Annotated in this window: 27 protein-coding genes; 24 read left to right on the forward strand and 3 right to left on the reverse strand. The window is 43.5% G+C overall.

Annotation, left to right across the window (positions count from 1 at the left end):
* Positions 1-19 precede the first annotated feature (19 nt).
* The 20 genes from BN3282_RS06825 to BN3282_RS06915 all read left to right on the forward strand — a co-directional run bounded on the left by BN3282_RS06825 (position 20) and on the right by BN3282_RS06915 (position 17295).
* On the forward strand, positions 20-514 hold the full coding sequence (locus BN3282_RS06825) for a secondary thiamine-phosphate synthase enzyme YjbQ (RefSeq protein ID WP_059067739.1): 495 nt from the start codon (positions 20-22) through the stop codon (positions 512-514).
* Positions 515-549: 35 nt separating this feature from the next.
* Positions 550-1605 carry a sugar ABC transporter substrate-binding protein gene (locus BN3282_RS06830; RefSeq protein ID WP_059067741.1) on the forward strand — a complete coding sequence of 352 codons (1056 nt, stop codon included), beginning with the start codon at positions 550-552 and terminating at the stop codon, positions 1603-1605.
* A gap of 59 nt (positions 1606-1664) precedes the next feature.
* Positions 1665-3170: a sugar ABC transporter ATP-binding protein gene (locus BN3282_RS06835; RefSeq protein WP_059067742.1), complete on the forward strand. Its 1506-nt coding sequence runs from the start codon at positions 1665-1667 to the stop codon at positions 3168-3170.
* 8 nt (positions 3171-3178) lie between these two features.
* Complete coding sequence (locus BN3282_RS06840) at positions 3179-4132, forward strand: ABC transporter permease (protein WP_059067744.1); 954 nt, start codon at positions 3179-3181, stop codon at positions 4130-4132.
* Between the two features lie 13 nt (positions 4133-4145).
* Positions 4146-5120: an ABC transporter permease gene (locus tag BN3282_RS06845; protein WP_059067746.1), complete on the forward strand. Its 975-nt coding sequence runs from the start codon at positions 4146-4148 to the stop codon at positions 5118-5120.
* Between the two features lie 9 nt (positions 5121-5129).
* Positions 5130-5852, forward strand: coding sequence for a triose-phosphate isomerase (locus BN3282_RS06850; RefSeq protein WP_059067747.1), 723 nt, complete (start codon positions 5130-5132; stop codon positions 5850-5852).
* A 1-nt stretch (position 5853) separates the two neighbouring features.
* Complete coding sequence (locus tag BN3282_RS06855; RefSeq protein ID WP_059067749.1) at positions 5854-6351, forward strand: secondary thiamine-phosphate synthase enzyme YjbQ; 498 nt, start codon at positions 5854-5856, stop codon at positions 6349-6351.
* Positions 6352-6514: 163 nt separating this feature from the next.
* Positions 6515-7477: a beta-ketoacyl-ACP synthase III gene (locus BN3282_RS06860; RefSeq protein ID WP_059067750.1), complete on the forward strand. Its 963-nt coding sequence runs from the start codon at positions 6515-6517 to the stop codon at positions 7475-7477.
* A complete protein-coding gene (locus BN3282_RS15410; protein ID WP_267303965.1) occupies positions 7471-7605 on the forward strand; it encodes a hypothetical protein in 135 nt (44 codons plus the stop codon). Before BN3282_RS06860 ends, BN3282_RS15410 begins: the two co-directional genes overlap by 7 nt.
* A 25-nt stretch (positions 7606-7630) precedes the next feature.
* Entirely contained in the window at positions 7631-7855 is a 225-nt protein-coding gene (locus tag BN3282_RS06865) for an acyl carrier protein (RefSeq protein WP_059067752.1), read from the forward strand.
* Positions 7856-7881: 26 nt separating this feature from the next.
* Complete coding sequence (gene fabK, locus BN3282_RS06870; RefSeq protein WP_059067754.1) at positions 7882-8820, forward strand: enoyl-[acyl-carrier-protein] reductase FabK; 939 nt, start codon at positions 7882-7884, stop codon at positions 8818-8820.
* Positions 8813-9733: an ACP S-malonyltransferase gene (gene fabD / locus BN3282_RS06875; protein WP_059067756.1), complete on the forward strand. Its 921-nt coding sequence runs from the start codon at positions 8813-8815 to the stop codon at positions 9731-9733. The genes fabK and fabD overlap by 8 nt, the downstream gene beginning before the upstream one ends.
* A complete protein-coding gene (gene fabG / locus BN3282_RS06880; protein ID WP_059067758.1) occupies positions 9727-10467 on the forward strand; it encodes a 3-oxoacyl-[acyl-carrier-protein] reductase in 741 nt (246 codons plus the stop codon). Before fabD ends, fabG begins: the two co-directional genes overlap by 7 nt.
* Positions 10468-10479: 12 nt before the next feature.
* Positions 10480-11718, forward strand: a complete 1239-nt coding sequence (fabF, locus tag BN3282_RS06885; RefSeq protein ID WP_059067760.1) for a beta-ketoacyl-ACP synthase II — start codon at positions 10480-10482, stop codon at positions 11716-11718.
* A 9-nt stretch (positions 11719-11727) separates the two neighbouring features.
* Positions 11728-12201 (forward strand): acetyl-CoA carboxylase biotin carboxyl carrier protein, encoded by a 474-nt coding sequence (accB, locus tag BN3282_RS06890; protein ID WP_059067762.1) that lies wholly within the window; start codon positions 11728-11730, stop codon positions 12199-12201.
* A gap of 18 nt (positions 12202-12219) precedes the next feature.
* Positions 12220-12651, forward strand: coding sequence for a 3-hydroxyacyl-ACP dehydratase FabZ (gene fabZ / locus BN3282_RS06895; protein ID WP_059067764.1), 432 nt, complete (start codon positions 12220-12222; stop codon positions 12649-12651).
* A gap of 2 nt (positions 12652-12653) precedes the next feature.
* Complete coding sequence (locus tag BN3282_RS06900) at positions 12654-14000, forward strand: acetyl-CoA carboxylase biotin carboxylase subunit (protein ID WP_059067765.1); 1347 nt, start codon at positions 12654-12656, stop codon at positions 13998-14000.
* Between the two features lie 21 nt (positions 14001-14021).
* Positions 14022-15731 (forward strand): acetyl-CoA carboxylase carboxyl transferase subunit, encoded by a 1710-nt coding sequence (locus BN3282_RS06905; protein ID WP_059067767.1) that lies wholly within the window; start codon positions 14022-14024, stop codon positions 15729-15731.
* Positions 15732-15767: 36 nt separating this feature from the next.
* Complete coding sequence (locus tag BN3282_RS06910) at positions 15768-16826, forward strand: NAD(P)H-dependent flavin oxidoreductase (RefSeq protein WP_059067769.1); 1059 nt, start codon at positions 15768-15770, stop codon at positions 16824-16826.
* Positions 16827-16848: 22 nt separating this feature from the next.
* A complete protein-coding gene (locus BN3282_RS06915; protein WP_059067771.1) occupies positions 16849-17295 on the forward strand; it encodes a MarR family winged helix-turn-helix transcriptional regulator in 447 nt (148 codons plus the stop codon).
* 166 nt (positions 17296-17461) lie between these two features.
* Here BN3282_RS06915 and BN3282_RS06920 read toward each other — a convergent pair whose 3' ends face one another.
* Together BN3282_RS06920 and BN3282_RS06930 are read right to left on the reverse strand one after the other, a co-directional pair.
* Entirely contained in the window at positions 17462-19198 is a 1737-nt protein-coding gene (locus tag BN3282_RS06920) for an IS1634 family transposase (protein ID WP_059067773.1), read from the reverse strand.
* A 504-nt stretch (positions 19199-19702) separates the two neighbouring features.
* On the reverse strand, positions 19703-21439 hold the full coding sequence (locus BN3282_RS06930) for an IS1634 family transposase (protein WP_059067773.1): 1737 nt from the start codon (positions 21437-21439) through the stop codon (positions 19703-19705).
* Between the two features lie 304 nt (positions 21440-21743).
* Between BN3282_RS06930 and BN3282_RS06935 the strand changes: the two genes are divergently transcribed.
* The 4 genes from BN3282_RS06935 to BN3282_RS06950 all read left to right on the forward strand — a co-directional run bounded on the left by BN3282_RS06935 (position 21744) and on the right by BN3282_RS06950 (position 24425).
* Positions 21744-22163: a DUF6465 family protein gene (locus tag BN3282_RS06935; protein ID WP_059067777.1), complete on the forward strand. Its 420-nt coding sequence runs from the start codon at positions 21744-21746 to the stop codon at positions 22161-22163.
* Positions 22164-22263: 100 nt separating this feature from the next.
* Positions 22264-23028, forward strand: coding sequence for a type I 3-dehydroquinate dehydratase (gene aroD / locus BN3282_RS06940; protein WP_059067778.1), 765 nt, complete (start codon positions 22264-22266; stop codon positions 23026-23028).
* Between the two features lie 43 nt (positions 23029-23071).
* Positions 23072-23662 carry an HD domain-containing protein gene (locus BN3282_RS06945; protein ID WP_082667566.1) on the forward strand — a complete coding sequence of 197 codons (591 nt, stop codon included), beginning with the start codon at positions 23072-23074 and terminating at the stop codon, positions 23660-23662.
* 34 nt (positions 23663-23696) lie between these two features.
* Entirely contained in the window at positions 23697-24425 is a 729-nt protein-coding gene (locus BN3282_RS06950; protein WP_059067782.1) for an NAD-dependent protein deacylase, read from the forward strand.
* 17 nt (positions 24426-24442) lie between these two features.
* Here BN3282_RS06950 and BN3282_RS06955 read toward each other — a convergent pair whose 3' ends face one another.
* The gene (locus tag BN3282_RS06955; RefSeq protein ID WP_059067784.1) at positions 24443-25309 is read right to left on the reverse strand and encodes a class I SAM-dependent methyltransferase; all 867 of its coding nucleotides are present in this window, start codon (positions 25307-25309) and stop codon (positions 24443-24445) included.
* Between the last annotated feature and the right edge of the window lie 219 nt (positions 25310-25528).

Raw genomic sequence — 25528 nt, forward strand, 5'->3', positions numbered from 1 at the left:
AAGAGAAAGGAGGAGAAGCATGGTAAAAAATTTGACATTCCAAATTCAGTCAGACAAAAGACCTACATTTCATGATGTGACAGAAGAGGTGGCAGAGCAGATACAAGAATCGGGAATAAAAAATGGGATGGTTCTTGTATTTTCACAGCACACGACATGCAGTGTCATGATACAGGAACAATCGGATGATGTGGATTATTATGGGACGCAGTTTATTTTACAAGATTTAGTGAATGTGCTAAATAAAATTGTTCCTACTTGTACTTCTCAGGGCCAGTATATGCATCCGGGACCGAAGCACATCGAAATCGCGCAGCGTGAACGTGCTGAGGAGGCATTCTGGAGCCTGAATACAGATGCACATTTACGTTCGATCATCATGGGACGTTCAGAAACGATTCCTTTGGTAGACGGTAAATTGGTGCTCGGAGAATTTGGACGGATCTATTTTGCCGATTTTGATCAAGTAAGAGCGCGGCAGCGTACGGTGAATGTACAGATCGTAGGAGAGTAAATGCAAATGAAAGAGTTGTTTAAGGAGGAAAGCAGATGAAAAAGAAGGTAGTGGCAATTTTAACGACAGTTTGTATGGCAGCCGGTCTTTTGATTGGATGTGGAGGAAATGCCGGACAGAGTGAACAATCGCAGGGGTCTGAAACAAAGGCAGATACTTCTGAGCAGAAGAGTTACTATTATGTAGGTATCAATCACAATCATCCTTATTGGTATGATGTTCATCAAGGTTTTGAATTCGCTGCAGAACAGTTTGGATGTAAGGTGACAAAAGTAGGACCGGATGATTTTGATTTTACAGCACAGGCAGAAGCGTTAGAACAGGCAATTACAAAAAAACCAGATGGAATCATAGTTCCTATTTTTGATGCGTCTATATTGCCGGGGATTAAAAAAGCAAAAGAGGCAGGAATTCCGGTAGTGGCAATTGAATCTACAATGGAGGGCGCAGAGGTAGATACATATATCGGTTTGGATAATGAAGATGCCGGAAGACAGACGGCAGCGAAATTGATTGAGGAGGCAGGAGAAAAAGGAAAAGTTGTCGTTATGGGAAATTATACGGCGGCGAATACACAGCAAAAACTTGCTGGTTTTAAGAGCTATCTGGAAGAAAATTCATCATGGGAAATACTGGCGGAATTAGATGATAATGTAGATACAAGTACGGCCCTTGAAACAGCAAAGACGGCTTTTAATAATTATAAAGATATGACGGCGATCGTCGGACTGGATTCCAGTTCCGGAGCAGGTGTGGCAGGAGCAATGGAGGAACTGAACTTAGAACCAGGAAGTATCACAGTTGTTGTGCATGACAGAGAAGTGGCTACACTCGAAAATGTAAAAGCAGGATATATTAACTGTACATTGGTAAATAAGACAGCATCTATGCCGTATGAAGCATTAGCTGTTTTGGAACAGATTACAAAGTATAATGCACAAAATATTCCTATATCGGCGGATAATGCGGGATCTGATGTAAATACACTTCCCTCTAATATGTATACGGGAGTTGTATTTGTAACTAAGGATAATGTAGATAACTTCTTGGTAGAAAATATGACAGAACTGAATTCGGATCTTTATGAATAAGACGACCTGTATGGAGCGGAGCCGAAGGGAACCGCTCCATTTAAAAAGGAGGAGATATTTTGGAAAAACAAATATTAAAGTTACAGCATATTTCAAAAAGATTTGGAGCGGTTCAGGCCTTAAAGGATGTGACTTTCTCAGTAAAACAAGGAGAGATCCATACATTGCTTGGAGAAAACGGAGCAGGTAAATCTACAATTATTAAAATGCTGTCAGGGGAATACCAGCCGGATGAAGGAAAAATTGTAATAGATGGAAAAGCAATGGAATCTCTTGATGCAAATGAATCAAGACGCTTGGGAATTTCTGTTGTACATCAAGAATTGACGATTTTTGACAATATGACAGTGTATGAGAACATTTTTCCTTATTCTACTTTCCAGGGAAAAAAGGTAAGAGTTATCCAAAAAAAAGAAGCAATCCGCAGAACCAAAGAATTAATGAGCAGATTTGGACTTTCTATTGATCCAATGGTGAAAATGAATACATTACGTCTGTCAAGCCAACAGATGGTAGAGATACTCAGGGCGTTGTCGGAAAATGCAAAGATCGTTTTGTTGGACGAACCGACTTCTGGGCTGAATACTCAGGAAACAGACGTATTAATGAAGATATTAAGAAAACTAAGAGATGAAGGAGTCACAATTATCTATATTTCCCACAGGATTTCAGAAATTATGCAGATTAGTGACCGAATTTCTATTATGAGAGATGGTACCTATGTAGACACAGTTGACAATGATGGAAATCTTACAGAAAATCTTCTGATTAGTAAAATGGTTGGGAGAGATTTCAGTGCAGATATATATAGAAAAAAAGTTTCGGAATTGCCGGATACGGCAGAGGTGATTTACGAAGTAAAAAATTTTACTGCCGATAAAATGGTTAAAGACGTTTCTTTTTCTGTAAGAAAAGGGGAGATTTTCGGGGTATTCGGATTGGAAGGATCCGGAAATGGAGAACTGTCACAGATGCTGTTTGGATTACATACGAAGAAAGCAGGAGAAATATATTTCCATGGAAAAAAAGTGAAAGATCTTTCTCCTACTAATTTGATACAGCAGGGCATGATTTATCTGAATAACAACAGAAAAGATGCAGGACTATTTTTTGATATGTCCATTGCAGATAATATAGCAGCGCCTGTTTTGGACAAGCTTTGTCCGAACCATATACTAGACACAAAGAAGATTTCAGAGTATACAGAAAAATTTGTACAATCATTTCATATAGTACTAGGAAGTGTGAAAAATAAACCTGGAAGTTTGTCGGGTGGAAATCAACAAAAGGTTATGCTTTCCATTTGCCTGGGCACAGATCCGGAATTGATTATTGTAAATGAACCTACGAGAGGAATAGATATCAATGCCAAAATGGAAATTCTGAAATTTTTGGAAGAATTATCGAAAGAAGGCGTGACGATTATTTGTTTTAGTTCCGATTTGCCTGAATTGATTACATTATCTGACAGGATTTTAGTTATGAGTAATAGTAAAGTATCTGGAATTTTACAAGCAGGTGAGATTGATGAAGAAAGCGTTATGAAATTGGCGGCGCTTGGATAGGAGGATATATGGAAAAACAAAGACCAGTAAAAAGGATACAATGGGGAGAAAGTTCCATTATTCTTCTGAACGTATTTTTATTTTTACTGCTTACTATAGGAACAGACACATTCTTTTCATATAACAACTTGTATTCTTTGATTTATGGAGTTTCTATTCAATTCTTTGCAATCATAGGTTTTACACTTCTTTTGATCATGGGAGAATTGGATTTAAGTGTAGGAGCGGTTTATGGCTTTTCCGGAACAATCGTAGGAGCTTTGATGCGTTTTTTTAATGTGAATTTTTATGTGTCGGTTATCTGTGCTGTTGTAGTTTGTGGTCTGATCGGATGGCTGGTAGGAGTATTAACGACAAAACTTCGTTTGAATTCTATGATGGTGACATTAGCTGCAATGACAATTGTGCAAGGTCTGAATTCTGTTTTGTTTAATAAAATGCCTGCTTCTATTTATGCATCTGTATACAGGAAATTTTCAAAATATGAAATAGGCGGTATTTATTGGACGATTCTTTTCATGATTGTGTTGATTATTATTCTTGAAATATTGTTGAAAAAGACGACAACATTAAAACAATTGTACTATATCGGATATAATGCTCAAACTGCCAGACTTTATGGATGCAAAGTAGAAAAAATCAAGAGAATTTGCTTTTCTATTTCTGCGATGACAGCAGCGTTAGGCGGTATTGTTGCAACATCTAGAATTACCCATTCAGATATTAATACAGGTGCAGGAATGGAATTTACCATGATCACAGCTTGTGTGATTGGAGGATGCAGCATGGCCGGTGGAAGAGGAGGGATTCTAAAAGCTGGTTTGGGGCTTTTTTTCCTGGAAATGCTGTCTAATGGTATGGTGATATTCAAAATTGATCCGTATATGCAGCAGGTAGCTACAGGAGCTATTTTAGTTCTGGCAGTGCTGCTTGACGTACAGATAAATCGAAAAAAAGGATAGGGGGAAATGACAAATGAAAAAATGGTATGCTAACTTTCGAAGACAGGATAGTTTTTTCGGAATTGTTATTACGACAATTGTAGTATTGATATTGGCAGTTTCCAGTCCCTATTTCTTTACAATCAGTAACTTAGACAGCCTTCAAACATCTATTGCGCCAAATGCGATTTTGGCGATTGGTATGATGATGTTGATGATCATGGGGAAATTTGATCTTTCAGTTGGATCCTCTATGTGTCTATCAGGAATTGCCTGCGCATATTGCTTAAGCAGGGGGATGGGGATTACAATCAGTGTTTTAGCTGGGCTTGGTGTTGGACTTGTGATTGGAAGTATAAATGGTCTTTTAGTAGCGTATGGAAATATTGAACCTTTGATTGCTACAATAGGAACAATGTATGTATTTAGAGGAATGTCGGAAATGATCATGACAGGCAGTGTGGCAACAACGCTGCGAGGTTTTCCGGAAGCGTTTGTAAAGTTTGGAAATGGGAAAATTTTAGGACTTTATCCTATGGTATGGATCTGCATTATACTTTTAGCACTTTTTGGATTTATTTTAAAGAAAACTTATACAGGAAAAAAGAATTATTATATCGGCTGCAGTGAATTTAATGCTAAGTTGATGGGGATTCATGTAAAAGGGCATTTGATGTGGACATACATTTTAAGTGGATGCTTGGCTTCCATTGCAGGAATTATGTCTGTAGCCAGATATGAAACGGCAAGCAGGTATTTGGGAAAAGATATTCAGATGAATATAATGATAGCTTGTATCATAGGAGGCAGTTCTCTGTTAGGTGGAAAAGGCGATATGGTTGGAGCACTTTTTGGGACACTGTTTATCTCGTTGCTGTCAAATGGGTTCAATTTATTTGAAATCAATCCGCAATGGCAGAATGTAACTATCGGAAGTATTCTTATGCTGGTAGTAGCTATGGATGGATATGTATATTTGAAGCGTTTAAGACAGCAAGGAAAGGCATAGGGGAGAAAAATGAAAGAGAGAATCAAGGCTCCATTTTTTGAAATAGGGATTAAAAATTATTTATACGGAGATGATGTGCTTTCTCTTGCCTGTGCTGCAGATAAAGCAGCGCAAGAATATGATGTTGACGTGTTGTTTATTACTCCATATACAGAAATACGGCGAGTAGCAGAGCATACGAAAAGACTGATCGTATTAGCACCGTACATGGATCTATTAAAACCAGGACGCGGTATGGCAGATGTTTTGCCAGAAGCCTTAGCGGCAGCAGGGGCTAAGGGAGTCGTATTAAATCATTGTGAGCGTCCAATGACTCTTAGTAAGATCCGTCAGGGAATTGAACGGGCGAGACAGCTGGAGCTGTTGTCTTTTGTTTGTGCAGATACTATTGAAGAAGTAAAAGCAGTAGCACAGCTCTGTCCAGATATCATCAATCCGGAACAGACGGAATTAATCGGGACTGGGAAGAACAGCGGAATGGGATATGTCGAGAAATCTATGCAGGCAGTAAAAAATATAAATAGTTCAATTCTAGTAGAACAGGCTGCCAGTATTTCTAGTCCGGAACAAATTTATCAATTGATTTTAGCAGGAGCAGAAGGAGTAGGGGTAGCTTCTGGAATCTGTACTGCAAAAGAGCCTAATATATTGGCAATGAAAATGATAGAGTCTGTCCGTCGGGCAGAAGATACTATGAAAAGCAAAGGTAAAGAAAGAATTATGGAGGGATAAGATGAAAATACATAGAGAAACACTGGAACTTGATGCAAAGAGATCTCGTCCTGGTTTTCATCAGATTACGGAACAGGTAAAAGAAATAGCAGACCGTGCACAAGTAAAAAACGGCATTTGTGTCGTGTATTCACATCACACGACTTGTTCTGTCGTAACACAGGAATGTTCCTTTGACACAACATACACCGGCTTAGAATATCTGCAGCAAGATTTGTGCGATGTCTTTGAAGAGATTATTCCGACTTGCAGAAAAGAAGGGCAATATATGCATCCAGGCCCAAAGCTTACACAATTTTCCAAGGAGCATGGGGAAGATAAACCAGAGACATTGAACACAGACGGACATTTACGCTCCATGTTCATGGGAAGAAGTGAGACGATCATCGTAATAGACGGGAAATTGGACTTAGGAGATTTCGGACATATTTATTTTATCGATTTTGACCAGACAAGAGGGCGTAAAAGACAGGTACAGGTACAAGTCATGGGAGAATAAAATCAGTAGATAAGGGCGTTCCACAACAAAGGAACGCTTTTGTCTTGCCAAAAAACTGTATTGGAGTTTTTCTTGACTTTTCTTTTTTTTGTGATATACTTTGAAAGTCAAAGTATTTTAGAATCAAAGTATTAACAGAGAAGAAAGATAGGGAGAAAGAGACATGATCGGAAAAATATACGGAACAGGTTCCAGCCTGCCCAAGCGTATAGTAAGCAACCACGATCTGGCGAAGATCGTAGATACCAATGACGCATGGATCCGAGAAAGGACCGGGGTGGCGAGACGGCGGATCATCCGGGAAGAGACGACGGTTTCCATGGCAGCAGAAGCAGCACAAAAAGCATTGGAGAAAAGTGGGATACTGCCGGAAGAGATCGATTTGATCCTAGTATCTACGATCTCTTCAGAAGTGATCCTGCCCTGCACCGCATGTGAAGTACAAAAGTATATCAAAGCAGTCAATGCGGCAGCTTTTGATCTGAATGCAGCCTGCGCAGGCTTTCTTTTTGGCTATACGACAGCACAGGCATATATAGCGGCAGGCCTGGCAAAGACGGTGCTGGTGGTCGGCGCGGAGAGCCTGTCGAACCTGGTGGACTGGAAAGACAGAAGTACCTGTATTTTGTTTGGCGATGGAGCCGGCGCTGCGGTACTGAAAGCAGAAAGGGGAAAGATCTTTCCGAGTGTGAGTCACTCCGACGGGAAGAAAGGAGAAGCGTTGACATGCTTAAGCAGACATAGAAAGGGCGCTCCCAGAAAAATGCGGGATCCGCAGGCGTATATTCAGATGGACGGACAGGCGGTTTTTAAATTTGCAGTAAAAAAAGTACCAAAAGCCGTGAAGGAGCTGTTGGAAAAAGCAGAGCTGACAACAGATGATATTACATATTTTATCCTCCATCAGGCTAACAGACGTATTGTAGAAGCAGTGGCAAAGCGACTAAGGGCAGACATAGCGAAATTTCCAATGAATCTGGAAGAATACGGCAATACCTCCTCGGCAAGCATCCCTATTCTTTTAGATGAACTGAACCGGGCAGGGAAGCTGAAAAAAGGACAGAAAATTGTGCTTGCCGGGTTTGGGGCAGGGCTTTCCTGGGGAGCGGCTCTTCTGGAATGGTAAAGGTAATTCCCGGCAGCGCCGGATTACATAGTTATACTGCGGCAGTATATGGGCACAGCGCCGATATGCAGACGGCAGATACATATTGCAAAACAAATGAGAAAACAGGAATTTTGCAAAAGAAATAAGAGAATAAGAAAGGAAATGAAAAACATGGTAGAGAAAATTAAAAAAATCGTAGCAGAATCTTTAGGAGCAGAGGCAGAAACAATTACAGAGGCAACCTCTTTCAAAGAGGATCTGGGAGCAGACTCTCTGGACTTATTTGAAATGGTCATGGCCTTTGAAGAAGAATTTGAGGTAGAGATCCCTTCCGAAGATTTGGAGAAAATAGCTACGGTAGGAGATGTGGTAAAGTATCTGGAAAATCAGAAATAAAGGCAGAGAGAAGAAAGGGTGTCCCTATGAAGACAGAAGTAACCAAACTATTAGGAATTGAATACCCGATTATACAGGGCGGAATGGCGTGGGTTGCCGAATATCATCTGGCAGCCGCTGTATCCCAGGCAGGGGGGCTTGGACTGATCGGCGCGGCAAGCGCGCCGGCTTCCTGGGTACGGGAACAGATACGTAAGGTAAAGAAACAGACAAATAAGCCCTTTGGCGTAAATATTATGCTGATCAGCCCGTATGCGGATGAAGTGGCGCAGGTGATCGTGGAAGAAGGCGTCCCGGTCGTTACTACGGGAGCAGGTTCTCCGGAAAAATATATGAAGATGTGGAAAGAGGCAGGCGTAAAAGTTATTCCTGTTGTGGCTTCTGTAGCTATGGCTAAACGCATGGAACGCTGCGGCGCAGATGCTGTTGTGGCGGAAGGAACGGAAGCAGGCGGGCATATCGGAGAGAATACGACGATGGTGCTCGTACCCCAGGTTGCAGATGCCGTGCATATCCCGGTCATTGCGGCGGGAGGGATCGCAGACGGCAGAGGTATTGCAGCGGCATTCATGCTGGGCGCGAAAGGGGTGCAGATGGGAACCCGTTTTGTGGTGACAAAAGAAGCCTTTGTCCATGAAAATTATAAAAAATGCATTCTCAAGGCGAGAGATATTGATTCCAGAGTAACTGGCAGGACAACAGGACATCCGGTGCGTGCACTTAGAAATCAAATGACGAAAGTGTATCTGGAGAAGGAAAAAGAGGGCGCTTCTTTTGAAGAGTTAGAGCTCCTTACGCTGGGAGGACTCAAAAAAGCGGTCGTAGAAGGCGACGTGACGGCAGGAAGCGTGATGGCAGGACAGATTGCCGGAATGATCAAGGAAGAAGTATCCTGTCAGGAACTGCTGCAAAAGCTTGTAAAGGAGACAGACACGCTGATCGGAGGAAAAGGGTTCTATGAGTAAGACGGCATTTATATTTCCCGGCCAGGGAGCGCAGAAAGCAGGCATGGGAAAAGATTTTTACGAACAGAGCAAAACGGCAAGAGAGGTCATCGACAGAGCTTCCGCAGTATTGGATATAGACATGAAGGCGTTATGCTTTGAAGAAAATGAAAAGCTCCATCAGACAGAATATACACAGGCAGCCCTTGTGACGATCTGTATGGCAATGGAGAAGGTGTTGGAAGAAAGAGGGGTAAAACCGGATGTGACAGCCGGGTTAAGTCTCGGCGAGTACTGTGCCGTCGCGTCTGCGGGAGGGATGAGCACAGAGGACGCTATCGTGACAGTGAGAAAAAGAGGGATCTTGATGGAAACAGCTGTTCCACAAGGAAAAGGCGCTATGGCAGCAGTGCTCGGGATGAACGAGTCAGAGGTGGAAGCAATCGTCGGTTACATAGACGGTGTGACTGTAGCCAATTATAACTGTCCGGGACAGATCGTTATTACCGGATGGAAAGAGAAGATAGAACAGGCTGCGCAGGCGTTAAAAGAAGCCGGAGCGAAAAGAGTGCTGACACTGCATGTAAGCGGGCCTTTTCATTCGCCTATGCTTAACAAAGCAGGAGAAGAACTAGGAAGAGTGCTGGAAGGGATAGAATGTAGACCGCTTAAGATTCCCTATGTGACAAATGTGACGGCAGAATATATCACAGACAGTTTTGAGATAAAAAGTCTGCTTTCCAGACAGGTGGCATCCCCTGTACGTTGGCAGCAAAGTATGGAACGCATGCTGGAAAACGGTGTGGATACCTTTATAGAGATCGGACCGGGAAGAACTCTTGCTGGTTTTATGAAGAAGATCAGCCATGATGTGAAAATGCTGAATGTAGGTTGTTGGGACGATGTGGAAAAGGTGGTGCAGGAAATATGTTAAAAGATAAGATCGCAGTTGTGACGGGAGCTTCCCGGGGAATCGGCAAAGCGATAGCCAAGAAATTGGCAGGAGAGGGAGCCTTTGTTGTGCTCAACTATCAGGGAGCTAGAGAAAAGGCAGAGGAAGTAAAGCGGGAGATAGAGGCGGCAGGCGGAAAAGCAGCCACATACCAGTGTGATGTGTCGGATTTTTCCTCCTGTGAGCGATTCCTGGGAACTGTTGTAAAAGAATACGGACGGATCGATATTCTTGTGAATAATGCGGGGATTACCCGTGACGGACTTTTGATGAAGATGTCCGAGGAAGACTATGACGCCGTGCTGGATACGAATCTGAAAGGGACCTTTCACTGTATCCGTTTTGCGGCGCGGTACATGCTGAAGCAAAGAAGTGGGCGTATCATCAATATGGCATCCGTATCCGGTATTTTAGGGAATGCGGGCCAGGCGAATTATGCCGCTTCTAAGGCGGGTGTGATCGGTCTGACGAAAGCGGCGGCCAGGGAACTGGCTTCCCGGGGGATCACGGTCAATGCGGTGGCGCCGGGCTTCATTTGTACAGAAATGACAGCGGTACTCTCCGACAAAGTAAAAGAAGCGGCGTGTACGCAGATCCCGCTTGGAAAATTCGGAGAGCCGGAGGATGTGGCACAAGCCGTGGCATTTCTTGCGTCAGATGCGGCACGTTATATCACAGGGCAGGTATTGCATGTAGATGGCGGAATGGCAATGTAAAAGGAGAGGGATATGAAAAGAAGAGTGGTAGTAACCGGACTTGGGGCGGTGACCCCAATCGGAAATACAGTAGAAGAATTCTGGAAGGGGATCCGCAAAGGCAAAGTCGGTATCGGGCCGATCACTAAATTCGATGTTTCCGGCTATAAAGTACAGATTGCGGCGGAAGTCAAAGGCTTTCAGGCAAAAGACTATATGGATTTCAAGGCGGCTAAACGCATGGAGTTATTCTCCCAGTATGCCGTTGCCGCAGCCAAAGAAGCCTTTGCCGATGCCGGTCTGGATATGGATCGGGAAAACGCGTACCGTGCAGGGGTGATCGTGGGATCCGGTATCGGAAGTCTGCAGGCGATAGAGACGAATTATACAAAGATCGTGGAAAAAGGACCGAGCAGGGTGAATCCTCTGATGGTGCCTTTAATGATCTCCAATATGGCAGCAGGCAATATATCCATTCAGCTTGGTTTTAAAGGAAAATGTACGAACGTAGTGACAGCCTGTGCGTCGGGAACACATTGTATCGGCGACGCATTGCGGGCAATCCAGTATGGGGACGCGGATGTGATGGCCGCGGGAGGGACGGAGAGCAGCATCTGTCCTTCTGGGGTAGCCGGTTTTACCGGGCTGACAGCGCTTTCATCTTCCAAAGATCCTATGCGTGCCTCCATCCCATTTGACAAAGACAGAGATGGTTTTGTTATGGGAGAAGGAGCAGGCGTTGTCATTCTGGAAGAACTGGAACATGCGAAAAAGAGGGGAGCAAAGATCTATGCAGAACTGATCGGATACGGCGCGACAGCAGACGCCTACCACATCACTTCTCCGGAAGAAACGGGAGAAGGAGCGGGCATGGCAATGAAGCTTGCTATGCAGGAAGCTGGTGTAAGACCGGAACAGATCGACTATATCAATGCCCATGGAACCAGTACACACCACAATGACTTGTTTGAGACAAGAGCGATCAAGTATGCGCTTGGAGAGGCGGCGCAAGAAGTGGCTGTCAACTCTACAAAATCCATGATCGGCCATCTGCTGGGGGCGGCAGGCGGTGTGGAGTTTGTGGTCTGCGTCAAGAGCATAGAGGATGGATTTATCCATCAGACAATGGGCACCACACAGACAGATGAGGAATGTGACCTAAATTATGCGATTGGAGCGCCGATTGAAAAGGAAGTCAGATATGTGCTGACAAATTCTCTTGGATTCGGCGGACATAATGCAGCTTTATTATTGAAAAAATATGAAGGATAGAGGCAAGATATGAAGTTTGAAGAATTATTGCAGTTGGTAGAAGCAGTATCAAGATCAAAGTTGACAGAGCTAAAATATGAGAAAGACGATGAGAAGGTCTGCTTAAGAAAGCAGGGAAAGGCAGTAGAGCTCCGGCAGGGGTGGTCTTCGGCATCTTCAGCAGCAGATCTGCCCGCACAGGCAGATATACTAGACGGCAGCACAGTGGGCGAAGTCACGGACAGTCAAAAGTCCGGTGCTGGAACAGAAGAAAGTGTGGTGAAGTCCCCGCTGGTAGGTACTTTCTATGTGGCGCCTGCCGAGGATGCGTCTCCCTATGTGAAAGTAGGAGATAAGGTAAAAAAAGGGCAGGTTCTTGCGATCGTGGAAGCTATGAAACTGATGAATGAGATCGAGAGCGACTTTTCCGGAGAGGTTGTGCAGATCCTCGTGTCCAACGGGGAAGCCGTGGAATATGGGCAGCCGTTATTTGTGATTCGATAGAGCGTGGAGGTGCAGCAGATGAAGCAGTTGAACATAGAACAGATCAAGGAGATCATCCCACACAGACATCCTTTTCTTCTTGTAGATGTGATCGAGGATTATGAACCGGGGCAGTATGCGGTGGGATACAAATGTGTGACGTATCGGGAAGAATTTTTTCAGGGACATTTTCCACAGAAGGCAGTCATGCCGGGCGTGTTGATTTTGGAGGCGCTGGCTCAGACCGGCGCAGTAGCCATTTTAAGTATGCCGGAGAATAAAGGGAAGATCGCTTTCTTTGGAGGCGTGCAGAAATGCCGCTTTAAAGGAATGGTATTTCCGGGGGATAAACTGAAGTTAGAGACAAAGATCATCAGGCAGAAAGGACCTGTCGGCGTGGGAGAGGCGACTGCCACAGTAGAGGGGAAAGTGGTCGTCAGCGCAGAATTGACTTTTATGGTAGGAGAGTAAACATGATACAGAAAGTATTGATTGCAAATCGAGGAGAGATCGCAGTGCGTATTATCAGAGCCTGCAGGGAAATGGGAATCGAGACAGTTGCGGTCTATTCCGAGGCAGATAAAGAAGCGCTCCATACACAGCTGGCAGACGAGGCAGTCTGCATTGGACCTGCGCCCTCTACAGAGAGTTATTTGAGCATGGAACGTATCATCAGCGCTGCCCTTGTGACCGATGCGGACGCAATCCATCCAGGTTTTGGCTTTTTATCTGAAAACAGCAAGTTCGCAGAACTGTGTGAGAAATGTGGTTTGATCTTTATCGGGCCGGATTCCAAAGTCATCGCCAGCTTAGGCGATAAATCTGTGGCAAGAAACACCATGGAACAGGCAGGGGTTCCGGTCATACCAGGCAGTAAAGCCGCTGTTATGGATCCGGAGACAGGAGAGAAGATCGCTGAAAAGATCGGCTATCCGGTGATCATCAAGGCGGCTCTTGGAGGCGGCGGCAAAGGCATGCGTGTGGCGCAGAATGCAGCGGAATTTACAAATAGTTTTCATACGGCACAGCAGGAGGCGACAAAAGCCTTTGGTTGTGGTACTATGTATATTGAACATTTCATAGAGCATCCCCGGCATATTGAGTTCCAGATTTTGGCTGATCAGTATGGGAATGTCATCCATCTGGGAGAACGGGACTGCTCTATCCAGAGAAATCATCAGAAGATGATCGAGGAGTCTCCTTGCCCGGTGCTGACGGAGGCACTTAGGGAAAAGATGGGAGAGGCCGCTGTGAAAGCGGCAAAAGCGGCAAACTATGTGAATGCGGGAACAATCGAATTTCTTCTGGAAAAGAATGCAGATTTTTATTTCATGGAAATGAACACACGCATCCAGGTAGAGCATCCGGTAACGGAATGGGTGACCGGGATCGATCTCATCAAAGAGCAGATACGCATAGCTGACGGCAGTAAATTACGCTATACACAGGAAGATGTAAAGATCACGGGCCATGCCATAGAATGTCGGATCAATGCCGAGGATCCAGAGAAAAACTTTCGTCCGTCTCCCGGAACGATCACGGATATGTATCTCCCAGGAGGGGAGGGAGTGCGGATCGATGCGGCTATCTACAGCGGCTATACGGTGCCGCCCTACTATGACTCTATGCTGGCAAAGTTGATCGTACATGCAAAAAATAGAAAAGAAGCGGTCATGAAAATGCGAAGCGCGCTGGGAGAGGTCATTATCGAAGGGATCGATACCAATGTAGACTATCAGTATGAAATCTTACATCATCCGGATTTCGTAAACGGAGACATTGATATCGGCTTTATCGAGAAGGTGGAAGCAGGAAAGTAATCTCTTTGGAGGAAATGTTTGATGAAATTGCACAATATGTTTAAAAAGACGAGCAGAAAGAAGTATATCGCTCTCAAAGAACGCCCGGAAGTGCCCAAGGGGCTTTTGCGTAAATGCAATAAATGCGGGGCGGCGATCCTGGCGGAGGATGTAAAACAGGGACTATATATCTGCCCGAAATGTCATGGGTATTTCCGTATCCACGCCTACAGACGGATAGAGATGATCGCAGATACAGGAAGTTTTGAAGAATGGGATCAGGAAATGGAATTTCAAGATCCGCTGTCTTTTAAAGGATACAAAGAGAAAATAGAAAGTCTCCAGGTGTCTACCGGGCTCAAGGAAGCTATCGTTACGGGAAAAGCGCAGATAGACGGGCAGAGCGTTGTGATCGGGGTTTGTGACGGACGGTTTTTGATGGCGAGCATGGGAGAGACCGTGGGGGAGAAGATCACACGTGCCGTAGAGCGTGCCACGCAGGAGAAACTCCCTGTTATCTTATTTTCTTGCTCCGGCGGCGCCAGAATGCAGGAAGGGATCGTCTCTTTGATGCAGATGGCAAAGACCGCGGCGGCGCTGAAAAAACACAGCGAAGCCGGAGGACTCTATATTTCTGTTTTGACAGATCCGACAACCGGGGGCGTGACGGCAAGTTTTGCCATGTTGGGCGACATCATACTGGCGGAGCCGGGAGCATTGATCGGCTTTGCAGGTCCTCGCGTGATCGAGCAGACTATTGGGGAAAAGCTGCCCAAAGGTTTCCAGCGTGCGGAGTTTCTCCTGGAGCATGGCTTTATAGATGCAATCGTGGAGAGACAAGATCTTAGGCAGACACTTGCACATATACTGCATATCCACAGCAGGACGGGGAAGGGCAAGGTGAGCGCGCAAAAAACAGCAAGCGGCACACAGCTTCAGGAAAGGAAAGGACATAGAAACCTTGCATATGGAAAGACCGCTTGGGACAGAGTACAGATTTCACGGAAAAAGGGACGTCCGACAGCAGAAGACTACATCCACAGTCTGTTTACAGATTTTATGGAACTGCATGGAGACCGTTTATATAAAGATGACGCCGCCGTCATAGGGGGGATCGCTTATTTCCATGGCGTACCTGTGACTGTGATCGCGCAGGCAAAAGGGAAAACGACAAAGGAGAATGTACGGCGCAATTTCGCTATGCCTTCTCCTGACGGATACAGGAAAGCATGCAGGCTGATGAAGCAGGCGGAGAAATTTTGCCGTCCTGTCATCTGCCTTGTGGATACACCGGGCGCATTCTGCGGCCTGGAAGCAGAGGAGAGAGGACAGGGAGAGGCGATCGCCAGAAATCTGTTTGAGCTGTCTGCGCTTAAGATCCCAGTATTATCGATCGTGATCGGAGAGGGAGGAAGCGGCGGCGCCCTTGCTCTTGCTGTGGCAGATGAAGTGTGGATGTTGGAAAATGCGGTCTACTCCATACTTTCACCGGAAGGTTTTGCAAGTATCCTCTGGAAGGACAGTTCCCGCGCGAATGAGGCGGCAGAGGTCATGAAACTGACTGCGCAGGATCTAAAAGAATTGGGGATGATCGAAAAGATCATTTTCGAGCCGGAAGATTTCACAGCAGAAACGATGCAGGAGACACTCTGCGAACTGAACGAAGAAATCAGAGGCTTTCTGGAAACCTATACACAGATGGATGTGCAGAAGCTTACACAAAAGCGGTATGACCGTTTTCGCAGTATGTAAAAACAGGCGGAAAAAGATACGCAGAAAGAGAAGGACATGAAGAATTTAAAAATTGGAGAGAAAGTAACGAAAGTTCCTCTTATCCAGGGTGGTATGGGCGTAGGGATCAGTTTAAGCAGCCTTGCCGGCACTGTGGCGAAAGAAGGCGGGATCGGGATCCTATCCAGTGCGCAGATTGGATACAAAGAGCCGGATTTTGACACAAATACAAGCCAGGCAAATAGAAGGGCGATCCAAAAAGAGATGGAAAAAGCACGGAAGATTTCTCCAGATGGAATCATAGGCTTTAATATCATGACCGCGCTTAAAGACTATGCCCAGCATGTAAAAGCGGCTGTACAGGCCGGTGCGGATCTTATCATATCCGGTGCGGGGCTTCCCACAGAACTTCCGGCTTTGACACAGGAAAGCGGCACCAAGATCGCGCCGATCGTTTCTACCGACCGGTCTGCCCAGATTATTTTAAAATATTGGGACAGAAAATATAATAGGACTGCAGATCTGGTCGTGATAGAGGGACCTTTAGCGGGCGGACATTTAGGCTTCAAAAAAGAGGAAGTCAAAGCCTATATGGGAGAGGCATACAAAGCAGAAATACAGAAAATCCTACGGACAGTGCGCTGTTATGCAGAGAAGTATGGCAGGTATATCCCGGTCGTGACGGCAGGGGGAATCTATGACAGCGCGGATGTCAAAGAAGCACTCGCAGATGGCATAGACGGCGTGCAGATAGCTACTCGGTTCGTGACGACAGAGGAATGTGATGCTCATATTCGGTATAAAGAAGCCTATATCCGGGCGGCACAGGAAGACATCGTTCTTGTAAAAAGCCCGGTTGGCATGCCGGGCAGGGCTATTTTGAATACATTTATGAAACGGGTAGAAAGGGGAGAAAAGATTCCCCACAGTCCTTGTCACCGCTGTCTTGCAAAATGCAGTCCGAGGGATATACCTTACTGCATTACGGATGGGCTGCTCGAAGCGGTAAAGGGAAATGTAGAAAACGGGCTGCTGTTCTGTGGCGCCAAAGCTTGGAAAGCGCAGCGTATAGAGTCGGTGAAAGAGACGATAGAATCTTTGTTTGCGGCAGTATAGATGGAGAAAGGAGGGATCCCGCGTGAATGTATATGAGACTATAAATGATATTTTGGTCCACTTATTTAATGAGATATGGGAACTGGAGGAAGAGGCCATCATCACAGAGGAATATAAGGATATTACGAATAACGATATGCATATCATTGAGGCTGTCGGTCTGGGAGAGGAAAGTACCATGTCCGTAGTCGCAAAGAAACTGGGCATCACGGCAGGCTCCCTTACGACGGCTGTGAACAGCCTTGTGAATAAGAAATACCTGCTCCGTATCCGAAGCGAGGAGGATCGCCGGGTAGTGTATGTCAGACTGACAGAGAAAGGAAAGAAGGCATACAGACATCATGAACGATTCCACCATGAGATGACAAACGCCGTGATCGAGAAGCTGGATGAGGAGGAGATCCCGATCCTTTTGAAGACGCTGGAAGGATTGGCGGAGTTTTTCAGAGGATACAAGGAAGAGAAATAAAATAAAAAAACAGCAGTTCTGAGAGGAATTTTTGACGTTTCTGGTAAAATGCGTTACAATCCCATCTTTGACAGTTAAAAAATGAAAAAGCGGCTACAAACCCAGTAAACATGTGGGTGTAGCCGTTTCCTTGTTTGCATCGATATGTGCTATTTTTCTGTTTATACTATTTTTTCGCTTTTGTTTCTTTTATAATTGTCCTCATTGTAGATTTACGCATGAATTCGTAATCCGTACGGAATCCAAAAGAGTTATGTAGATTGTCTGTTAACTTTGTCCGTTTATAAGATGGAATGTAACCACTGTCTTTGGATAAAAGTGTAACATTCATATTTCTTAATGTCTCTAAAATCTGATTACAGGTAAACTGTTCGCCAAGTTTCTTTTCTAATAATCGATAAACCAATAAGCTGATGAAACAAGTCAGGAAATGTGCTTTGATACGATCCTCACGTCTGACAAACACAGGCCTTGCCTCGAACTCTGACTTCATGATTCTGAAGTTTTCTTCTATTTCCCATCGTTGTTTGTTGATATGAATGATTTCCCTGACATCTCCCTCGAGATTTGTAATAACTGCATAAAAACCATCATACATAGATTCTTCTAGGATCTTAGATTCATCTAATTGATAAATATTTTTTTGAGCTATTTCGCCATCGTCTGTAATCGCTGTTTTTTGGATGAAACGAGTCGGATCATTTGGCCCCTTTCCTTTTCTGTTTTTATCAGAAGACAGTATCCTTTTTTTTGCTCGATCGATCTGAGCATTACGAATCTTACTTTGATAAGCTTTATATTTAGGAGAATAGGTAATAATGACTGTTTCATCCATATCGCCTGTTACAAGGGGATATTCTTTATAATAAATAGTGTTGTATACCTCTGGATCTGATTCATCAAGCGTCCGCAGGTCGATTAGTTTGTTGGAACCCGGAACCTTAAATTGAGTTGGCAGGAGTGCGAAATCACGTTCTTCTTTTTTCATTTTTTTCAAAGAATAAGTGATTACATAAGAACGGTTACCAAAACTGTTCAGAAAACGATTCTTTTTTCCGGCTAAACCAGCATCTGAACAAAAGATAAATTCACTGCAATTAAAATCTTTGATTACTTTCTGTTCGATTGGTTTTAGTGTAAGCTGCTCGTTTTGATTTCCAGGAAATATATCAAATGCCAAAGGAATACCATCTGCATCCATAAAAAGCCCCATGGTTACGATTGGATTTGGACGATGCTCTTTACTTTTTCCGTATTTTTTCATGCCATCTTCCGCTTCAATTTCGAAATAATAGTTCGTGCAATCATAATATAAAATCTTAGAATTACGTGGATGGACAAAGTTAGAATTCTTGTACAATTCCTCCTGAATAAAGTCAGACTCCTCAGCAAGAACGGATAAAGCACGATAAAGATCCTGGAGGGAATACTTTGGAGGTTCTAATAAAGAATGACAGTACTTATAACTGCTGAGTTTACTGGAAGGAGCCAGTATTCTTGCATAAATCAAATCTGTGAGGATTGCGTGGAAATCATAGGCAAACTTATGGTGATTACGTATGTTTCTGCAAATGTTATGCATTCTTAGTTCGCTGCATATCTTCTGTAAAAATAAATATCCGATATTAAATACGCGTTCTTCATCGAGAGGAATGCGAGCAAGTGGCGATAAGGATAGAGAGACTTTTTCTTTTTGTTGATTATAAGCAAGAGTTTCTTTTTCGGCTTCCTTTTTTGCCCAGTCCATTAAATCTTGTTCATTGCCTGAAAAGTGTTCTAAAAGAGCATTATATTTTCCCAGTTTTTTATAAATACGAGAAGAGGTTTTTCCGTTATCTTTTCGATAAGATTGTTTGATATAAACATCTTGATTTCCTTTATTTCCGGTAATAGAAACGTACATCTGATAATTCCTCCAACCCTTTTTCTTTATTATACCACAAATAGTACAAAATAGCACGTATAAAATCATAAAATTTGACAAAAAAATAAGCCTTAAATGGCTTAAATAAAGGGTTTCTAAGGAAAGTTATAAAAATGATGTGTCAAACTCCCGGATACAAGGAAGAGAAATAAAATAAAAAAACAGCAGTTCTGAGAGGAATTTTTGACGTTTCTGGTAAAATGCGTTACAATAAGAGTTGTAACACTTAGACTTGAGATTGACAAGCAGAAAATACTTGGACGTTTTACAGGAGGGAACAAGTATGGCAGTAAGAAAAGCATCTTCAAAAGAAAAAACACCGGTGAAGGCAATTGAGACAAAGAAGGATACGACAAAGGCGATCGAGACGAGAGCAGCAGTTTTAAAAGAGGCAGCGCCGGCGGAAAAGACAGAGGAAAAGGCTGTAGTAAAAAAAGCAGCGGCGAAAAAGCCAGTGTCTGCCAAGAAGGCAGCGCCCAGANACTATTTTTTCGCTTTTGTTTCTTTTATAATTGTCCTCATTGTAGATTTACGCATGAATTCGTAATCCGTACGGAATCCAAAAGAGTTATGTAGATTGTCTGTTAACTTTGTCCGTTTATAAGATGGAATGTAACCACTGTCTTTGGATAAAAGTGTAACATTCATATTTCTTAATGTCTCTAAAATCTGATTACAGGTAAACTGTTCGCCAAGTTTCTTTTCTAATAATCGATAAACCAATAAGCTGATGAAACAAGTCAGGAAATGTGCTTTGATACGATCCTCACGTCTGACAAACACAGGCCTTGCCTCGAACTCTGACTTCATGATTCTGAAGTTTTCTTCTATTTCCCATCGTTGTTTGTTGATATGAATGATTTCCCTGACATCTCCCTCGAGATTTGTAATAACTGCATAAAAACCATCATACATAGATTCTTCTAGGATCTTAGATTCATCTAATTGATAAATATTTTTTTGAGCTATTTCGCCATCGTCTGTAATCGCTGTTTTTTGGATGAAACGAGTCGGATCATTTGGCCCCTTTCCTTTTCTGTTTTTATCAGAAGACAGTATCCTTTTTTTTGCTCGATCGATCTGAGCATTACGAATCTTACTTTGATAAGCTTTATATTTAGGAGAATAGGTAATAATGACTGTTTCATCCATATCGCCTGTTACAAGGGGATATTCTTTATAATAAATAGTGTTGTATACCTCTGGATCTGATTCATCAAGCGTCCGCAGGTCGATTAGTTTGTTGGAACCCGGAACCTTAAATTGAGTTGGCAGGAGTGCGAAATCACGTTCTTCTTTTTTCATTTTTTTCAAAGAATAAGTGATTACATAAGAACGGTTACCAAAACTGTTCAGAAAACGATTCTTTTTTCCGGCTAAACCAGCATCTGAACAAAAGATAAATTCACTGCAATTAAAATCTTTGATTACTTTCTGTTCGATTGGTTTTAGTGTAAGCTGCTCGTTTTGATTTCCAGGAAATATATCAAATGCCAAAGGAATACCATCTGCATCCATAAAAAGCCCCATGGTTACGATTGGATTTGGACGATGCTCTTTACTTTTTCCGTATTTTTTCATGCCATCTTCCGCTTCAATTTCGAAATAATAGTTCGTGCAATCATAATATAAAATCTTAGAATTACGTGGATGGACAAAGTTAGAATTCTTGTACAATTCCTCCTGAATAAAGTCAGACTCCTCAGCAAGAACGGATAAAGCACGATAAAGATCCTGGAGGGAATACTTTGGAGGTTCTAATAAAGAATGACAGTACTTATAACTGCTGAGTTTACTGGAAGGAGCCAGTATTCTTGCATAAATCAAATCTGTGAGGATTGCGTGGAAATCATAGGCAAACTTATGGTGATTACGTATGTTTCTGCAAATGTTATGCATTCTTAGTTCGCTGCATATCTTCTGTAAAAATAAATATCCGATATTAAATACGCGTTCTTCATCGAGAGGAATGCGAGCAAGTGGCGATAAGGATAGAGAGACTTTTTCTTTTTGTTGATTATAAGCAAGAGTTTCTTTTTCGGCTTCCTTTTTTGCCCAGTCCATTAAATCTTGTTCATTGCCTGAAAAGTGTTCTAAAAGAGCATTATATTTTCCCAGTTTTTTATAAATACGAGAAGAGGTTTTTCCGTTATCTTTTCGATAAGATTGTTTGATATAAACATCTTGATTTCCTTTATTTCCGGTAATAGAAACGTACATCTGATAATTCCTCCAACCCTTTTTCTTTATTATACCACAAATAGTACAAAATAGCACGTATAAAATCATAAAATTTGACAAAAAAATAAGCCTTAAATGGCTTAAATAAAGGGTTTCTAAGGAAAGTTATAAAAATGATGTGTCAAACTCCCGGATACAAGGAAGAGAAATAAAATAAAAAAACAGCAGTTCTGAGAGGAATTTTTGACGTTTCTGGTAAAATGCGTTACAATAAGAGTTGTAACACTTAGACTTGAGATTGACAAGCAGAAAATACTTGGACGTTTTACAGGAGGGAACAAGTATGGCAGTAAGAAAAGCATCTTCAAAAGAAAAAACACCGGTGAAGGCAATTGAGACAAAGAAGGATACGACAAAGGCGATCGAGACGAGAGCAGCAGTTTTAAAAGAGGCAGCGCCGGCGGAAAAGACAGAGGAAAAGGCTGTAGTAAAAAAAGCAGCGGCGAAAAAGCCAGTGTCTGCCAAGAAGGCAGCGCCCAGAAAGGCTTTGAAGAAGGTGGAACCCAATATAGAGATGTTCCTTCAATTTGCAGGTAAAGAATATACGGAGAAAGAGATTTTTCAGAAAGTAAAAGAGATCTGGACGAAGACACTGAGACAGAAAGTCGGCGATATGAAAGATGTCAAGATCTATCTGAAACCAGAAGAATCTGCTGCGTATTATGTGATCAACGGAGATACGACAGGTCGTGTAGAACTATAGAAAAAAAGAAGGGCTGTCCTTGGAAACTGCTGCAGGTTTTCACAGGACAGCCTCTTTGCCATTGGTAAGAAGGAGATAGAATACAGGAGGACGAAATAGTATGGCACCAGTCAGGGTAAAACAGATCGAGATCGGCAGCGGAGTGCCGAAAGTATGCGTTCCTATTGTGGGCAGAACAGAAACGGAAATCCTTGCTTTTGCCGGGGAAGTGAAAAATTCTTCTGCTGACATCGTGGAGTGGAGGGCAGACTGGTACGAAGAGGTTCTGTGTCAGAATAAGATGATAAAGACAGCAGAAAAAGTAAGGCAGATCTTGCAGGACAAACCGTTGCTGTTTACGTTTCGGACAAAGAAAGAGGGCGGCGAAAGAGACATAACGAAGGAGGCATATGCGGCATTAAATGGGCAGATCATAAAAAATGGTTATGCAGATCTGGTGGATGTGGAGTTTTTTCTGGGAGAGGAAACAGTAGGCTCTGTATCTTCCCTTGCCCGGGAATACCAGGTGAAAACCGTCTTTTCCAACCATGATTTTGAGAAAACACCGCAGCAGGAAGAGATATTGCGCCGTCTGAAAAATATGGAAAGGGCTGGCGCGGATATTGCGAAGATCGCCGTTATGCCGCAGAAAGCGGAAGATGTGCTGGAACTTTTGTCGGCTACACTGAAAGCGGTACAGAGTATGTCCTGTCCGGTGATCACGATGTCTATGGGAAAAAGCGGAATGATCAGCCGTGTGTGCGGAGAAATATTTGGTTCTTCTGTTACCTTTGGGAGTATGCATACGTCCTCGGCGCCGGGCCAGATAGACATAGAAGCCTTGCGGCAGATGCTTGCGGTTCTGCATGGAGAATACATACAGTGATACACAAAAAATAGACAATAAAAAAATAAAGGGAGAACGGCATATGGAAGAAAGACTGAAACAGCAGATGGCATTTATCGTAGAAGCAGATAAGGTAAAAAATATTTTTCGCCAGACCTATCTTGCAGACGGAAAGAGAAAGGAAAACGATGCAGAACATTCCTGGCATCTTGCATTGGCAGCTCTGCTTTTGAAAGAGCATATGGAGGAGGAAACAGATCTTACAAAAGTGCTGGCAATGATTCTGATCCATGATCTGGTAGAGATTGATGCGGGAGATACGTATGCGTATGATGAAAAGGGCGCGCAGTCTAAGAGAGAACGGGAAGAAAAGTGTGCGGACAGGATTTTTGGTATACTTCCCAAAGACCAAGGAGAGTGGTTTCGTTCCCTGTGGGAGGAATTTGAGGCATATGAGACGCCGGAAGCGAAATATGCGCACCTTCTGGATAACTTCCAGCCTCTCCTTTTAAACGATGCGTCAGACGGTAAAAGCTGGACGGAGCACGGTGTGCGCAAGTCGCAGATATATAAAAGAAACCAGCGGCTTCCTGAGACATCAGCGTCTGTGTGGGGACAGATGGAAGAGATCGTGGAAAAACATATACAAAAAGGACATGTAAAAGCGGACTAAATCTGTAGGATGAGAAAGAAAGGAGACGGCATAGATGTATGAAAGGGAAATAGAGCAGCTGCAGGAGATGATCGACGCAAGTGGTCATATTGTATTCTTTGGAGGAGCCGGTGTATCTACAGAGAGCGGCATACCGGATTTCAGAAGCGCAGACGGAATCTATCATCAGGCATGTCAGTATTCTCCTGAGGAAGTCGTAAGTCATTCCTTCTTTATGCGGTATCCGGAAAGTTTTTATGACTTTTATAAGGAAAAAATGATGATGCTGGATGCAAAGCCTAATCCTGCACATAAGAAGCTTGCGGAATTGGAAGCAGTGGGAAAGCTAAAAGCGGTCATTACACAGAATATAGATGGCCTCCACCAGGCAGCAGGAAGCAAAACGGTCTATGAACTGCACGGAAGCATTCATCGGAATCACTGTATGAAATGTGGAAAGTCTTATGACGCTTCCTATGTAAAAGAAGCAGACGGCATACCGCGGTGCAGCTGCGGCGGTATTGTCAAACCAGACGTCGTACTCTATGAAGAAGCACTGGATGGATGTACGATAGAAAAAGCTGTCCAGGCGATTGCACAGGCAGATATGCTGCTGATCGGAGGAACTTCTCTGGTTGTCTATCCGGCAGCAGGGTTTATCGATTATTTCCGTGGCAGGCATCTGGTTGTGATCAATAAGTCTGAGACAGCAAAAAGTGTAAGAGCAGAACTACAGATTTCTGCTCCCATTGGTGAAATTTTAGACCGTATCCGGGTACAGTGATATACCCGGATATCAGATTATTTTTGCTCTTTTTCCCATCTTCCGGAAGCGCCGCAGGGAAGAATAAGCCCACTGTCGGCAACAGGCAGTCCGATTTCTTCGGAGACGACATGTCCCTGCCATGGGGCTAATTCTGTCGCGATCAGGTAGGTCAGGACGGCAGGCGCCAGTCCGGTCGTATAAGAGTTTACGAGAAAGAACAGAGCGTCTTTGGATAAGATCTTTGTACAGAGCCTGATAAAGTGGTGGATCATATCTTCGATCTTCCAGATCTCCCCTTTGGGGCCTCTGCCGTAGGAGGGAGGATCCATGATAATAGCGTCATAGGTATTCCCGCGCCGGATCTCCCGCTCTACAAATTTTACACAATCATCTACCAGCCAGCGGATGGGAGCGTCTTTTAATCCCGATGATACGGCGTTTTCCTTCGCCCAGCCGACCATCCCTTTGGAAGCGTCCACATGGGTGACCTGCGCCCCGGCAGCGGCAGCGGCAAGCGTGGCGCCGCCTGTATAGGCAAACAAATTCAGGACTTTTACCGGACGCCCGGCATTTCGTATTTTTTCGGAAAACCAGTCCCAGTTGGTTGCCTGCTCTGGGAACAGACCGGTATGTTTAAAGTTAAAAGGCTTTAAATTAAAAGTCAAAGTTTTGTAATGAATCTGCCATTGCTTAGGCAAGTCAAAAAACTCCCATTCTCCGCCGCCTTTCTTGCTGCGGTGATAATGTCCGTTCTTCTTTTTCCATCCTGCGTTTGTCCTGGGTGTATCCCAGATGACCTGGGGATCCGGGCGTACTAAGAGATAGTCTCCCCAGCGTTCTAGTTTTTCCCCTTTAGAGCAGTCAAGTACTTCATATTCTTTCCATTTATCTGCAATCCACATCTTATGAATCCTTTCTGTTTGTCAAAATCTTGAAAAATCTGAATATATAATCTCATAAACGGTATGCTTTTTCAATAAAAATAAGACAGCTATATAGCAAAAGTTACTGTCAAAATAAAACTTAATTTAGTCAATAAGGTTGTTGGCACATAAACGTATTGCTTTTGTCTGTACATTGCAATATAATAGAGGTAAGAAGAAAACACATCTCTATGAAAG

Origin of the sequence: Mediterraneibacter massiliensis (assembly GCF_001487105.1) — a bacterium.
GTDB lineage: Bacteria > Bacillota > Clostridia > Lachnospirales > Lachnospiraceae > Mediterraneibacter > Mediterraneibacter massiliensis.

Bases quoted from the DNA above. Each gene is read 5' to 3' on its own strand.
- BN3282_RS06825 (WP_059067739.1), top strand. From the start codon at position 20: ATGGTAAAAAATTTGACATTCCAAATTCAGTCAGACAAAAGACCTACA.
- BN3282_RS06830 (WP_059067741.1), top strand. From the start codon at position 550: ATGAAAAAGAAGGTAGTGGCAATTTTAACGACAGTTTGTATGGCAGCC.
- BN3282_RS06840 (WP_059067744.1), top strand. From the start codon at position 3,179: ATGGAAAAACAAAGACCAGTAAAAAGGATACAATGGGGAGAAAGTTCC.
- BN3282_RS06845 (WP_059067746.1), top strand. From the start codon at position 4,146: ATGAAAAAATGGTATGCTAACTTTCGAAGACAGGATAGTTTTTTCGGA.
- BN3282_RS06850 (WP_059067747.1), top strand. From the start codon at position 5,130: ATGAAAGAGAGAATCAAGGCTCCATTTTTTGAAATAGGGATTAAAAAT.
- BN3282_RS06855 (WP_059067749.1), top strand. From the start codon at position 5,854: ATGAAAATACATAGAGAAACACTGGAACTTGATGCAAAGAGATCTCGT.
- BN3282_RS06860 (WP_059067750.1), top strand. From the start codon at position 6,515: ATGATCGGAAAAATATACGGAACAGGTTCCAGCCTGCCCAAGCGTATA.
- BN3282_RS15410 (WP_267303965.1), top strand. From the start codon at position 7,471: ATGGTAAAGGTAATTCCCGGCAGCGCCGGATTACATAGTTATACTGCG.
- BN3282_RS06865 (WP_059067752.1), top strand. From the start codon at position 7,631: ATGGTAGAGAAAATTAAAAAAATCGTAGCAGAATCTTTAGGAGCAGAG.
- fabK (WP_059067754.1), top strand. From the start codon at position 7,882: ATGAAGACAGAAGTAACCAAACTATTAGGAATTGAATACCCGATTATA.
- fabD (WP_059067756.1), top strand. From the start codon at position 8,813: ATGAGTAAGACGGCATTTATATTTCCCGGCCAGGGAGCGCAGAAAGCA.
- fabG (WP_059067758.1), top strand. From the start codon at position 9,727: ATGTTAAAAGATAAGATCGCAGTTGTGACGGGAGCTTCCCGGGGAATC.
- fabF (WP_059067760.1), top strand. From the start codon at position 10,480: ATGAAAAGAAGAGTGGTAGTAACCGGACTTGGGGCGGTGACCCCAATC.
- accB (WP_059067762.1), top strand. From the start codon at position 11,728: ATGAAGTTTGAAGAATTATTGCAGTTGGTAGAAGCAGTATCAAGATCA.
- fabZ (WP_059067764.1), top strand. From the start codon at position 12,220: ATGAAGCAGTTGAACATAGAACAGATCAAGGAGATCATCCCACACAGA.
- BN3282_RS06900 (WP_059067765.1), top strand. From the start codon at position 12,654: ATGATACAGAAAGTATTGATTGCAAATCGAGGAGAGATCGCAGTGCGT.
- BN3282_RS06905 (WP_059067767.1), top strand. From the start codon at position 14,022: ATGAAATTGCACAATATGTTTAAAAAGACGAGCAGAAAGAAGTATATC.
- BN3282_RS06910 (WP_059067769.1), top strand. From the start codon at position 15,768: ATGAAGAATTTAAAAATTGGAGAGAAAGTAACGAAAGTTCCTCTTATC.
- BN3282_RS06920 (WP_059067773.1), bottom strand. From the start codon at position 19,198: ATGTACGTTTCTATTACCGGAAATAAAGGAAATCAAGATGTTTATATC.
- BN3282_RS06930 (WP_059067773.1), bottom strand. From the start codon at position 21,439: ATGTACGTTTCTATTACCGGAAATAAAGGAAATCAAGATGTTTATATC.
- BN3282_RS06935 (WP_059067777.1), top strand. From the start codon at position 21,744: ATGGCAGTAAGAAAAGCATCTTCAAAAGAAAAAACACCGGTGAAGGCA.
- aroD (WP_059067778.1), top strand. From the start codon at position 22,264: ATGGCACCAGTCAGGGTAAAACAGATCGAGATCGGCAGCGGAGTGCCG.
- BN3282_RS06945 (WP_082667566.1), top strand. From the start codon at position 23,072: ATGGAAGAAAGACTGAAACAGCAGATGGCATTTATCGTAGAAGCAGAT.
- BN3282_RS06950 (WP_059067782.1), top strand. From the start codon at position 23,697: ATGTATGAAAGGGAAATAGAGCAGCTGCAGGAGATGATCGACGCAAGT.
- BN3282_RS06955 (WP_059067784.1), bottom strand. From the start codon at position 25,309: ATGTGGATTGCAGATAAATGGAAAGAATATGAAGTACTTGACTGCTCT.